This window comes from Pseudomonas sp. TE12508 (assembly GCF_056279485.1).
Genome location: NZ_JBWCCN010000019.1, coordinates 51,324 through 63,952 on the forward strand (window position 1 = coordinate 51,324; position 12,629 = coordinate 63,952).

9 protein-coding genes are annotated in these 12,629 nt (G+C 61.9%); 4 read left to right on the forward strand and 5 right to left on the reverse strand.

What is annotated here, in order from left to right; all coding sequences use genetic code 11:
• Nucleotides 1–113 precede the first annotated feature (113 nt).
• Nucleotides 114–1,400 (reverse strand): pyoverdine-tailoring periplasmic protein PvdN, encoded by a 1,287-nt coding sequence (gene pvdN, locus ACZ9IM_RS24175; RefSeq protein ID WP_476225124.1) that lies wholly within the window; start codon nucleotides 1,398–1,400, stop codon nucleotides 114–116.
• Nucleotides 1,397–2,767 carry a pyoverdine-tailoring dipeptidase-like protein PvdM gene (pvdM, locus tag ACZ9IM_RS24180; RefSeq protein WP_476225126.1) on the reverse strand — a complete coding sequence of 457 codons (1,371 nt, stop codon included), beginning with the start codon at nucleotides 2,765–2,767 and terminating at the stop codon, nucleotides 1,397–1,399. The genes pvdN and pvdM overlap by 4 nt, the downstream gene beginning before the upstream one ends.
• Nucleotides 2,768–3,179: 412 nt before the next feature.
• Between pvdM and pvdP the strand changes: the two genes are divergently transcribed.
• A complete protein-coding gene (pvdP, locus tag ACZ9IM_RS24185; protein WP_476225128.1) occupies nucleotides 3,180–4,805 on the forward strand; it encodes a pyoverdine maturation tyrosinase PvdP in 1,626 nt (541 codons plus the stop codon).
• A 138-nt stretch (nucleotides 4,806–4,943) separates the two neighbouring features.
• Here the strand turns inward: pvdP and ACZ9IM_RS24190 are convergent, their stop codons facing one another.
• Genes ACZ9IM_RS24190 through ACZ9IM_RS24200 form a run of 3 tightly spaced genes read right to left on the reverse strand, consistent with a single transcriptional unit; the run spans nucleotide 4,944 to nucleotide 9,480 of the window.
• Nucleotides 4,944–6,338 carry an efflux transporter outer membrane subunit gene (locus ACZ9IM_RS24190; protein ID WP_476225130.1) on the reverse strand — a complete coding sequence of 465 codons (1,395 nt, stop codon included), beginning with the start codon at nucleotides 6,336–6,338 and terminating at the stop codon, nucleotides 4,944–4,946.
• A gap of 7 nt (nucleotides 6,339–6,345) precedes the next feature.
• Nucleotides 6,346–8,319 carry a MacB family efflux pump subunit gene (locus tag ACZ9IM_RS24195; protein ID WP_427624398.1) on the reverse strand — a complete coding sequence of 658 codons (1,974 nt, stop codon included), beginning with the start codon at nucleotides 8,317–8,319 and terminating at the stop codon, nucleotides 6,346–6,348.
• Entirely contained in the window at nucleotides 8,320–9,480 is a 1,161-nt protein-coding gene (locus ACZ9IM_RS24200) for an efflux RND transporter periplasmic adaptor subunit (RefSeq protein WP_427624400.1), read from the reverse strand.
• Nucleotides 9,481–9,794: 314 nt separating this feature from the next.
• Between ACZ9IM_RS24200 and ACZ9IM_RS24205 the strand changes: the two genes are divergently transcribed.
• The 3 genes from ACZ9IM_RS24205 (at nucleotide 9,795) to ACZ9IM_RS24215 (ending at nucleotide 12,539) form a co-directional block, all read left to right on the forward strand.
• Nucleotides 9,795–10,277: a sigma-70 family RNA polymerase sigma factor gene (locus ACZ9IM_RS24205; RefSeq protein WP_427624402.1), complete on the forward strand. Its 483-nt coding sequence runs from the start codon at nucleotides 9,795–9,797 to the stop codon at nucleotides 10,275–10,277.
• A gap of 144 nt (nucleotides 10,278–10,421) precedes the next feature.
• Nucleotides 10,422–11,759, forward strand: a complete 1,338-nt coding sequence (locus tag ACZ9IM_RS24210; RefSeq protein ID WP_476225133.1) for a lysine N(6)-hydroxylase/L-ornithine N(5)-oxygenase family protein — start codon at nucleotides 10,422–10,424, stop codon at nucleotides 11,757–11,759.
• Nucleotides 11,760–12,089: 330 nt separating this feature from the next.
• Nucleotides 12,090–12,539 (forward strand): response regulator, encoded by a 450-nt coding sequence (locus ACZ9IM_RS24215; protein ID WP_476225135.1) that lies wholly within the window; start codon nucleotides 12,090–12,092, stop codon nucleotides 12,537–12,539.
• Nucleotides 12,540–12,629 lie beyond the last annotated feature (90 nt).

The following is a 12,629-nucleotide window of genomic DNA, read 5'->3' on the forward strand; positions in this document are numbered from 1 at the left end:
AGTCATTGCCGATTTTTGTGAGCGCTACGCACTCAAGCGCGAGCAAGCTCGCTCGCCACAGGTCTCTGACTCAAGACTTTCCAAGTGAGCTGCATTGGCCTGGGAGCGAGAGTTCACGCGGAGCGCTTTTTGCCCAGCACATCGATGAAGCGGTCCACCTCGGCTTCGGTATTGAGCAGGCCGGGCGCGGTGCGGATCACCGGGCCGACGTCGCGGCTGACGGCATCGCTGACAATCCGGTTTTGCATCAGGTGGGCAGCCACGGCATCGCCGTCCTGACCCTTGACCCGGAAGAAGCTGAACCCCGCCGAAAACTTCGGATCGACCGGGGTGACCAGCTCGACACCCGGTTGCTCCAGCAATCGCTGTTTCAGGTAACTGTTGAGCTGATGGATACGTGCCTGGACGTCGGCCTTGCCCAGTTCCAGGTGCAATTTGAACGCTTCGTCCACGGCCCAGCGATGTTCGAAGGCGTGATAGCCGCCCGGGGACATGGTGGTGGAAAAGCTCGTGGCTTCGGAGAAGGTCGGCACGCTCGGGCTGACGTATTTCAGCTCTTCGCTGCGGCTGCAAACGATGCCGGTACCGCGAGGGCCGAACATCCATTTGTGGGTGCCGGCAATGAAGAAGTCGCAGTTCATCGCCGGGAAACTCAGGTCTTCGACGCCGAAACCATGCACGCCGTCGACCACGTAAACAATCCGGTCCTTATCGTCGCGCTGGCGATTGTGTTCATCGACGAGTCCGGCGATGTCGCTGATTGGCAACTTCACGCCACTGCCCGAGTGCACCCAAGTCATGCCCAGCACGCGGGTCTCGGGGCGGATGTTGCGGTTGATGGTATCCAGCACCTGATCGGCCGAGATCGACTGTGGCTGCTCGAACAACTGAATCTTGCGCACGCGGGTGCCATCGCGCTGGTTGCGAAAACGCAGGATGTTGTTCGTGGAGTAATGCTCGTGAACCGTAGTGAGGATTTCCTGATCGGCGCGCACTTGCACGCCGCCATAAATCATCGCCAGGCCTTCGGTGGTGCTGCCGGTGAGGGCGATCTGTGTCGGTTTGGTCTGCAAATACCGACCGGCCCAAAGCCGTACGTTTTCTTCGCGCTGGTGGGTCACGCCCAGGTCCCAGTCCATGGCCAGCCCGGGATTCAGGTCCAGCGCGGCGCGGTGACGGGCGATGGCCTCGCGCACGGGTTTGGGGTGGGAGGTCACCAGAAAGTTGGCGAAGTGGATGTAGTTAGGGTCCTGGTCGAACAGCTGACGCAATTGCGCCCACTTGTCCCGGGGCAGCGCTTGCGATTGCGCGGCGGCGACCGGTGAGCCGAGGCTGGCAGCCAACGGCAGGCCAGCGGCGAGGATCCCGGCCTGTTTCAGAAAGGTCCGACGGTCACTCATGGCTTGAGCGGTTCCTGGCGAGAAATCAGCGTGGGCTTCGCGGCTTTTTGCACCTGTTCCCAGACCCGCAGGAAGTTGCCGCCCCAGAGCTTGGCGATATCGGCTTCGGAGTAACCGCGCTGGATCAATTCGGCGGTGACGTTGCGGATTTCGCCGACGTTTTCCCAGCCCTTGATGCCGCCGCCGTCGTTGAAGTCCGAAGCGATGCCGACGTGGTCGATGCCGACCTTGCGCACGGTGTAATCGATAGCGTCGCCGAGGTCCTTGAGCGTGGCCTTGGGTTCTTCCTCAAGAATGGCGTACAGACCGCTGGCGTATTGACCGAGCTTCTGTTCGGACCAGGCGGTGATGATCGGATCACCCGGCATCAGCGCCATCGCCAGGTTGGGCAATGGCGGCAAATCGAAACGTGCGCGCAGGGCGTTGAGTTTGTCCTGTGTGCCTTGGGTCAGCGGTTTGAGGTATTGCGAGAAACCGACCACCTGCACCACACCGCCGCTGTTCTTGATCAGCTGCAACTCTTTGTCGCTGAGGTTGCGCGGGATGTCCACCGAGGCCCGTGGTGCCGAGTGCGAGGCCACCATCGGCGTGCGGCTCAGCTGCGCCACTTGCTCCAGGCCCTTGGTCGACATCTGCGACACATCAATGATCACGCCCAGATCGTTGAGGCGCTGCACCGCTTGTTTGCCGATGTCCGACAACCCGTCGAGGGCATCGGGGGAGTCGTTGAAAAACGGCAACGGTCGTGACGAATCGGCCCAGCTGTTGTTGCCGATGTAGCTGAAACCGAACATGCGCATGCCGCGAGCGGCCCACAGGTCCAGTTTGCTCAGGTCATTGCCCAGCGGGTAGGCGTTGAGCATGCTGATGAAAATCGCAAACTTGCCTTCGCCGTGCAGGCGTCGGAAGTCGTCGGGGGTGTAGGCGATGCCGACCTGATTGGGAAAGTCGCGCACCAGTCCGGAGATGATTTTGTAGCGCACTTCCTGCTGGTTGCGCGCTTCTTCGACGAAACCGTCGGTGGGCCTGTGCGGGGCGTTCGGGCCGTTCCACATTTCCGGCCAGCCGAAGACCGTCAGCGCCGCGCCGGACAGTCGGCCACGGTTGGCCTTGATCAGGTCGAACTGGCCGGAACCGTCCTTGTCGGCCTCGTTGCCGTGGGCACCGAAACTCAGGGGAACGGTGATGTGGCTGTCGAAGGAAAGGATCCGCTCCTGCAGTTCGGTGGCCTGTTTCATCACCTTGACCGGATAGCCGGGGTTGTCCTTGAACCAGTAATCCCAGACCAGCCAGCCTGCGCCAGCACTGATGGCCAGGGCCAGTGGCAGGCCGAGGTACAGGGCCTTTTTCGAACGTGTTTTTGTCATCGCCATCTCAGTCAGGTTCGCCGTTGAGTGCAGGCGCAGGGGCCTTTGCTATCTGGGAAGAACGAGTGACCAACAGAAAAAATTAGCGGCTTGTGCGATTCCCTGTGGCGAGGGAGCTTGCCTGTGGTGCAGGCTTTTTTGTGGCGAGGGGGCTTGCCCCCGTTCGGCTGCGAAGCAGTCGCAAACCGGCTTACACGTTCTGACTGCGGAATCGCGGTGAGCGGATTCAGGGTCGCTTCGCAACCCAACGGGGGCAAGCCCCCTCGCCACAAAAGCCTGCGCCACAGGAAAGGAAAGCCCTCTATCCACAGAAAGCCCCCCACAAGGGACTGTCTGGTGCGCTTAAATTTCCCCCCACAACAAACGTTCTAGCTTGGATAAAGCCTGCTTCAAGGCTGACACAGGTAGGGCAATGACGATTTCTCGACGCTGGTTCATGGCGGGCCTGGCGCTCACGAGCGCTGCGGTGCCTGCCGCTTTTTATGCACATCGTGAGTTGACCCGGGAAAAGGAACCGATCACGCCGGGGGAGGCCACGGTCGACCTGGCGAGCACCGCCGGGCAGCAACTGGCCGACAGCTTGCGTGGAATCTGGGACATTCGTTTTGTCGGCAGCGATGCCGGGCTTGAGGGCTTGCCGCAGGACGGGCTGGAGCTGTTTCTCGACATCGCTCATCGCGGACGAGGGTTGCGCGGCTACCTGGACACCGGCACTCATCTGCGTGGGGAAGGGGTGCCGCACTATCAGGTCATCGGCGATCTGGCACCGGCCAATGGCGCCGAACTGTACTGGCGGCTGATGCGCACCGACGCCCCGTTGGTGGCGCCAGTGTATGAGTTCAAGGCCAAGCTCGATGAGGTTTGGGCCGCTTTCGGCAACGCTGGCAGCGGTACGTTCAACGGCCAGGTGCTGAGCCTGAATCGCCCATTGGGTTTACCCGAACTCGACAACCGTTTTATCGCCATCAAGCGCCGGTTTCCCGAAGCGCGGGAGCGCACCGCCCTCAACCCGACATTTCTGGCGTGGCTGGTGTCCCCCGAGCATCGATTGTTTCATCAGCTCTGGCACGCTTCCCGGGACAAATGGCACAAGCTCTCGGAGAAAAAACGCGAGGCCTTGCGCGGTATCGGCTGGCAACCCGGCCCACGGGACAAGGAGCGTGATGCCCGCGGACCGCGCAAGGACCGCAACGGTTCGGGCATCGATTTCTTCTTCATGCACCGGCACATGCTCGGCATCGCCCGGTCCATGCAGGAGTTGCCGTCATGGCCGGCGTTCCCCTTGCCGCAGCCGGAACTCGAGCGGGATCGCCAGGGCTTCGCGCGCTATTTCGATAATCACGATGGCAATGCCTTGCCGCCAACCTGGTTGACCGAAGGCGACGACGAATACACCAAGTGGGTCAGTGACATCAAAGCCGCAGAGACCTATCACAGCAACTTCCAGGTTTGGGAGTCGCAGTACCGGGATCCGCGTTACCTGTCGAAACTGACCCTCGGCCAGTTCGGCTCGGAGGTCGAGCTGGGCCTGCACGACTGGCTGCACATGCGCTGGGCCTCGGTGGCTCGGGATCCGTCCAACGAGATACCAGTGCCGATGGCTCGGGATCAGGCCGACTTTGCGGCGCGCTGGTATGCCCCGGAAAACGACTTTCTCGGCGATCCGTTTTCGTCCCACGTCAACCCGGTGTTCTGGCGCTTCCACGGCTGGATCGACGATCGCATCGAAGACTGGTTCCGCGCCCATGAACGTTTTCACCCCGGCGAACTGAGCCGCCTGGAGGTCAACGGCGTGCCGTGGTTTGCGCCGGGGCGTTGGGTGGAAGTGGGCGATCCGTGGCTCGGGCCGGACACCCACGGTTGCAGCACGACGCCGGGCCTGCAGGTGGGGCGTTCGGTGGAAATGGATCCGGAAACCATGAAGCTGGCGTTGCGCATCACCTTTGGCGATGAAGACAACATGGGTGACCTGTTGCGCAAAGTGCCGCGACGGCCGTGGTATGCGCGGCATTTGAAGGTCAAGGGATGGCCGGTTTAAGCAGATAGACCGCGTTATCGTTCATCGCGAGCAGGCTCGCTCCCACAGGATCCGGGCTGGACACAATGTTTGTGTACGACGCCGATCCAATGTGGGAGCGAGCCTGCTCGCGATAGCGATCTCAAAGCTCACACCGAGCTAAAGCACCTGCCAACCCCCACCCAACGCCTTGTACAGCGCAATACTGGCCTGCAACCGCGACAATCTCAGCTGCACATTCAGATCCTGGGCGGCATACAGCGTGCGCTGGGTTTGCAGCACCGTGAGCAGGTCTTCGGCACCGGCCTGGTAACGGCTCTGGGCGATGTCGAAAGCGCTCTGCGCCTGGCTCAGTTCCTCTCCCTGCCACTGGCGTTGCTCGTCCAGCCCGCGAATGCTGTTGAGGGCTTTTTCTACATCGGCGAAGCCATTGATGATTGCCCCGCGATAGGTTTCCAGCAGTTCCTGTTGGCGCGCCGTGGCCTTGTCGCGCTCGGCGCTGAGGCGCCCGTTGTTGAAGATCGGCGCCACCAGTCCCGAGGACAGGTTGTAAAAGGTGGTGCGCAACAGATCCGAGGCCAGGTCGGCACCGGTGCCCAGGCTGGCGGTGAGCGTCAGCTTGGGCAGCATCGCCGCGCGGGCGACGGTCACATCGGCCTGGGCGGCGGCGAGTTTGGCTTCGGCGCTGGCGATGTCCGGACGGCGGCTCAACAATTCACTGGGCACGCCGCTGGCAATCTCCGGCCAGTGCAATTGATCGAATGGCTGCTCCGCCAGCGTCAGTGCCTGCACCGGTTGGCCGAGCAGGGCGGCGAGGGTGATCCGCGCTTCCCGTGCCTGTTGTTGCACCAGTGGCAGTTTGCGTTGCTGTTCGGCCACCAGGCTTTTTTGCTGAGCCAGTTCCAGCGCCGTGGCGCTGCCGGCGTCGTAGCGAGTCTGCACCAGTCGCAAAACGTTTTGGGCGTTGGCCAGGTTCAGCTCGGCGATCCGTTGCTGTTCACGTAACGACAAGGCCTGGGTGTAGCTGTTGGCCACGCCGCTTTGCAAGGTCAGCTCCACGGTGGCCCGATCGAACTCACTGGCCTGCAAGCCAAAAAGGGCGCTGTCTCGGGCCGCCCGTTTACCGCCCCAGAAATCGATCTCGTAACTGGCGCTCAGTTCCGCATCGTAATAATTCAGCGAGCGATTATCGGGGCTGACGTCCAGTTGGCTGTAGCCCTTGCCGTGCAGCAAGCGTTGGCGATTGGCGTTGAGGCCTGCCTTGAGTTCGGGCAGCAGCGGGGCGCCGGCGATGGTGGCGCTGGCCTGGGCCTGCTGCACCCGGGCGACGGCGGCGGCCAGATCGTGGCTGCCCACGCTGGCCTGTTCGATCAGGCGATTGAGTTGCGGGCTGCCGAACTGCGTCCACCATTGCCGATTGCTGTGTGCAGCGGCGGCGGTGTTCGGCGATTGCCAGGCGACGGGTGGTTGCAGGCCGCTGTCGGGGCGCGGCGCAGGGTTGCTGCAGGCGGCCAGCAACAGGCTGGCGGCCAGAAGGGTCAGGGGCACTTTCATAGGTCGATCATTCACTGGTAAGGGCCGTGACCGGATCGAGCCGGGCAGCCTTGCGGGCAGGCATGAAGCCGAAGATGACACCGGTGACCAGGGCGCAGCCGAAGGCGCCGAGCACGGCGAACAACTGGAACGCAACCGCGACATTGCCGAGCAGCAGCACGCCACCGACCAGCAGCGCCAGACCGATCCCGGCGACACCGCCGACCACCGAGAGCATCACCGCCTCGGTGAGAAACTGGCGCAGGATGTCGCGCTGACGGGCGCCGGTGGCCATGCGAATACCGATTTCCCGGGTGCGTTCACGCACGGTCATCAGCATGATGTTCATGACGCCGATACCGCCGACCAATAACGAAATCGCTGCAATCGAACCGAGCATCAATGACAGCGTGCCTTGGGTGCGGGCCTCGGCCTGGATCATGGCGGCGTTGTTGGTCAGCTCGAAATCGCGCTTGCCCTTGTGCTCGCGCAGCATCGTTTGTTCGATTGCCTGCTCGGCCTCCTTGACCTTGCGCGCATCCTTGGCGGCGATCACCACATACTCGGGATTGCGGCTGCCAAACAGACGCACACTAGCAGCCGAATAGGGCACGGCGATGCGGTTGTCGCTGTCGGAATCGCCGGAACTGGAGCCTTTTTCCGCCAGCACGCCAAGCACCTGAAACGGCACGTTTTCGATCAGGATGTACTGGCCAATCGGGTCGGCCAGGTCTTTGAACAGCTTCTCCCTGACCTTGTGGCCGATCACCGCAACGGCGGCGGCGCTGTCTTCATCGGCCTGGGTGAAATAGCTGCCCTGAACCACCGGCCAATTGAAAATGCTCGGGAAGTTGGTGTCGTTGCCGCCCACATAGGCGGTGTGATCGGCGTTGCCGAAACGCACGCCGGCCGTCGAGCCGTTGACCGGCATGATCCGCTGCACCTGAGGCAGATTGGCGAGCGCGGCGACGTCGTCGAGGGTAATGATCCCGGGCGGCGTACGCGGATTGGGCGCGGCGCCGCTGAGGTAAATGATGTTGGAACCGAAGGCGCCCATCTGCGCCATCACCTGGCGCTTGCTGCCTTCGCCCACCGCCAGCATCACCACCACTGACGCAACGCCAATGACAATCCCCAGCAGCGTCAGGGCAGTGCGGAAGCGGTTGATCCACATCACGCGCCAGGCCGCCTGAACCGCGTCCAGCAGTTCGCCTTTCCAGGCGCCATTGGGCTCGCTGCCGGCGCTCAGGCGCTGGCGCAGGTCCACGGCTTGCAGCGCGCCGGGACGGGCCGTGCGCGGGGCGGCCGAGGGACTTGTGGCGGTGTCGCTGATGATCAGGCCGTCGCGGATTTCGATGACCCGGTTGGCACGCCTGGCCACTTCGCGGTCGTGGGTGATCAGGATCACCACGTGCCCCTGACTGGCCAGTTCGTCGAGCAGGCTCATGACTTCGGCGCCGCTGTGGCTGTCGAGGGCGCCAGTGGGTTCGTCGGCGAGGATGATGTGGCCGCCGTTCATCAAGGCGCGGGCGATCGACACCCGTTGCTGCTGACCGCCGGAAAGCTGATGTGGACGGTTGCCTGTGCGCGAGCCCAGGCCGAGGCGCTCGAGCAGGGCCGCCGCGCGGGCATGGCGTTCGTCCGCCGGGGTGCCGGCATAAATGGCCGGCATTTCGACGTTTTCCTGGGCCGATCCGGACGGGATCAGGTGGTAACCCTGAAACACGAAGCCGAAGGCCTCGCGCCGTAGCCACGCCAGTTCGTCGCTGCCAAGGCCAGCGACGTTTTCTCCGGCGAACAGGTAGTCGCCGCTGGTGGGGCGGTCGAGGCAGCCGAGGATGTTCATCAGGGTCGATTTGCCGGAGCCGGAAGCGCCGACAATGGCGACAAATTCGCCGGCATGGATCGACAGGTCGATGCCGCGCAGCACTTCCACCACGGGGCTGTCGCCACCGCCGTAGGCTTTGCGAATCTGTCGCAGGTCAATCAGGGGCGTTTGCATTCAGCCTCCGCTGCCGGTGAGCGGGGCGCTCAGCACGTGATCGCCTTCCGCCAGCCCCTCGAGAATCTGCGTGCGCAGCCGGTCGCTGATCCCGGTGCGAACCTCGCGGCGCTGAACCTCGCCGTCGGCCGCCACCACTTGTGCCACTTGGCGATCCGCCGCGGTGCCGTTTTGCAGGGCCGCGGTGGGCACCGTCAGCACGTTCTGCGCCTGCTGGGCGACGAAAAATACCTGGGCGGTCATGTCGGTCATCAAGGCGTTGTCGGCGTTGTCGACATCCAGCAACACGGTGTAGAGCACCACCCGTTCGCTGCCGCTGCGACCGCTGGTGGGGCTGCCCTGCGTCTGTTCGAGCGGGCGCGGCGGCACCGGCAAAATCTGCCGCACGGTGCTGCTCCAGCGCCGGCTGCCACCGCTGAGGGTGGTGAACCAGGCGGTCATGCCGGGTTTGACCTGGCCGATATCGGCTTCGGAAACTTCGGCCCATACGGTCATCGGTGACAATCTTGCAATGCGCAATATCAGCGGCGTCTGTTGTTGGGCATTGAGCGTCTGGCCTTCCCGGGCGCCGACGGCGACCACCGTGCCGGACATTGGCGCGTAGATCCGTGTGTAACCGAGCTCTGCTTCATCGCTGCGCAAACTGGCCTGGGCTTGACGAATCTGCGCCTGGAACATGTCGATGCGCGCTTGTCTCGCCCGGACTTCGGCGCGGGCGGTCTGCACATCTTCTTCGCGGGTCGCGCCGCCAGCCTTGAGGTTCTGCTGGCGCTGGTACTTTTGCTGCGCCAGATCGTGCTGGGCGCGCTGCTCTTGCAATTGGGCCTTGAGGTTGTCGATGGAAAAGCGCCCGGCGTCGAGTTTGGCTTTCTGGGTCGAGGGATCGATCTCCACCAGCAATTGGCCTTCCTTGACTTGATCGCCGGCCTCTACATGAATTTTCTGGATCTGCCCGGACGCCTGGGCGCCGACGTCGACGTAACGTCGCGGTTGCAGGGTGCCGAGGGCGGTCACGCTGTTTTCGATATCGGCGCGGGTCACGGCGGCGGTGGCAAGTTTTTCACGCCCCGGCGGGATCACTTGCCAGGCGGCCAGGGCAACGGCAGGGATCAGGCACAGAGCGACAAACAGGGCGCGTCGGGTGGGGCGGGGACGTTTCATGCGGGGTTCCAGCCGGTAAAAATCGGCCCGTCGCTCGGCGTGCGCGGCAGTGACCGGCGCCGCTGAACGCTGTCGGTGGACCGACAGACACGGGAAGCTGTCCTGTAAACGAGAACCCCGGAGCAGAATTTAAGCCTTGAGACATGGGGTTACAGCACGACAAATGAGGTTATTTCTCAAGTAAATGGATCCAGTGCTTTAAATCTATATGAGAATTACTATAAATTACGCCTCTTGCGCGCTGCCATCATCGTGCCGCCATCTCTTTTATGGCGCACTCTTTATGGCACAGATTGGCCCAAGAACCGGGAGTCATGTTGGAAAACTACTATCGCGAGCTGGTGTGTTTCCTGAACGCCAAGCTAGGCAACCGTCAGGTGGCCGAAGATGTGGTGCATGACGCTTATCTGCGGGTGCTGGAGCGTTCCAGTGACACGCCGATCGAACAGCCCCGGGCGTTTCTTTATCGCACCGCGCTCAATCTGGTGATCGACGACCACCGACGCAATGCCTTGCGCCAGGTCGAATCCCTGGACGTACTCGACAGCGAAGAGCGCTACTTCACGCCATCCCCCCACAACAGCCTCGATCATGGCCAGCGCCTGGACATGCTTCAGCGCGCACTCGCGGAGTTGCCAAAGCTGTGTCGCGAGAGTTTTCTTTTGCGCAAGATCGACGGCTTGTCGCACCCGGAAATCGCCGAGCACCTGGGGATTTCCCGGGCGCTGGTGGAAAAGCACATCGTCAATGCCATGAAGCATTGCCGGGTGCGAATGCGCCAGTGGGACGCCCATTGATCGGCACCGTTTAATCAGGCCTCGTTAAATTTTTTTTCATTGTCCTCGTTCCTATTCAACAGACGATCTGCTGCCGCACAAGGCCGGTCAGGTCACCCAGGCTTTATCCCCGCTGGTCCGGGGTTCATCCAGAGGACACTGGAAATGACACAGGCAATTGCATCGCCCATCGTTCACGACCTGATCGGCGTCGGTTTCGGCCCTTCGAACCTGGCCCTGGCCATCGCCCTGCAAGAGCGCGGGCCGAGCCAGGGCGAGCTGGATGTGCTGTTTCTCGACAAGCAGGCGGACTACCGCTGGCACGGCAATACCCTGGTCACCCAGAGCGAACTGCAGATTTCCTTTCTCAAGGATCTGGTGACGCTGCGTAACCCGACCAGCCCATATTCTTTCGTCAATTACCTCAAGCATCACGGTCGTCTGGTGGACTTCATCAACCTCGGCACCTTCTATCCGTGCCGCATGGAGTACAACGATTATCTGCGCTGGGTCGCCGGGCAATTTACCGAACAGAGCCGCTACGGCGAGGAAGTGTTGGCCATCGAGCCAGTGCTGCACCACCAGCAGGTCGAAGCACTGCGAGTGATCTCGCGTGATACGCAAGGTCAGCAGCATGTGCGCACCACCCGTTCGGTAGTGGTCAGCGCCGGCGGTACACCGCGCATTCCCGAAGCGTTCAAGGCACTGAAGGATGACGGCCGGGTGTTCCATCACTCCCAGTACCTGGAGCGCATGGCCAGGCAGCCGTGCGTGAACAACCAACCGATGAACATTGCGATCATCGGCGGCGGGCAGAGTGCGGCGGAAGCCTTCATCGACCTGAACGACAGCTTCCCGTCGGTGCAGGTGGACATGATCCTGCGTGGCTCGGCCCTGAAACCGGCCGATGACAGCCCCTTCGTCAACGAAGTGTTTTCGCCGGAGTTCACCGACCTGGTGTTCCAGCAGGCCAGCAGCGAACGCGAGCGTCTGGTCAACGAGTACCACAACACCAACTATTCGGTGGTGGACATCGACCTGATCGAACGCATCTACGGCATCTTCTACCGGCAGAAAGTCTCGGGCATTGCGCGACATGCGTTCCGTACCCTGACCACCGTCGAAAAGGCCACCGCTACCGAGCGCGGTATCGAGCTGGCGGTGCGCAACAACGCCACTGGAGAAGTCACGGTTCGCTGCTACGACGCCGTGGTGCTGGCCACCGGTTACGAGCGCCAGATGCACCGCAAATTGCTGGCGCCGCTTGCACAGTATCTGGGCGATTTCGAGGTCGATCGCCACTACAAACTGATCACCGACGAGCGCTGCAAGGCCGGCATCTACATGCAGGGCTTCTGCCAGGCCAGCCACGGCTTGAGCGACACCTTGCTGTCGATCCTGCCGATCCGCGCCGATGAAATCGCCGGCTCGCTGTATGACCATGGCAAGTCGCGTGGGCATGGCCGGTCGGTGATGGATTTGTTGTTGGCGACTGCCAGCTGAGATTTGTGGCGGCTATAAGGCCGCCATCGCGAGCAGGCTCGCTCCCACATTTGATCTCTGTCTTACACAAACTCTGTGTTCACTGAGGATCCACTGTGGGAGCGAGCCTGTTCGCGATAGGCCCCTGCGAAGCACCACAAATCTTGAATCCTGAACCCTCCTGACTAACTCCTCGCTGCAACGGCGCGGCGAAACCCGACCCGTTCCGAGGGCCATGTACTGAAGGGATAAATGGCGCAGTTTTTAGGAAACGTCCTACAGAACGCTTCCTCGGTCTTGCGTAGCCTTGCCGCCTCACTCATCAGTCATTGATTGACCTGGAGGCACGCGATGATCAACAAAACCTTGCGTATCCTGATCGCCGACGAACAGCATTTTCACCGGATGAAAACCGAGCGGCTGTTCAATCAGCTCGGTTATTACCGGGTGGCCCCGGTACAAAGCCTTGTGGAGATGCTGACCCTCATCGAGTACGCCAGCGAGCCATTTGATCTGGTGGTCATCAACGCCTCGCTGGCGGATGGGGCATTGAACCTGCTCGGGTTCTTCCTCGTTAACGGCCAGGTTCACCACGCCTTGATCTACGATGGCCAGCAGGCACAGTTGTCGCCGACCCCGGCCGCAGGTGTTAAACAGAAGGTTCAGCAAAAGGTTCAGGTGAGCCACGGGGCGCGGCCTGATCTGGTGTCCATTCAACGGCTGATGGCGCTCATCGATCCGCCTGCGGGTGAAGCTTCACAGTCCCCCGTGCCTGCGCGATATCAGCATCAAATGGCTTGATTCTGGGTTACCGCTCGTCGGAACTATCATTTCTGACAGGTACCTTCTTCCTGTCCATCATGCAAAAGTCTTAGCGCAGCCGTTGCATCC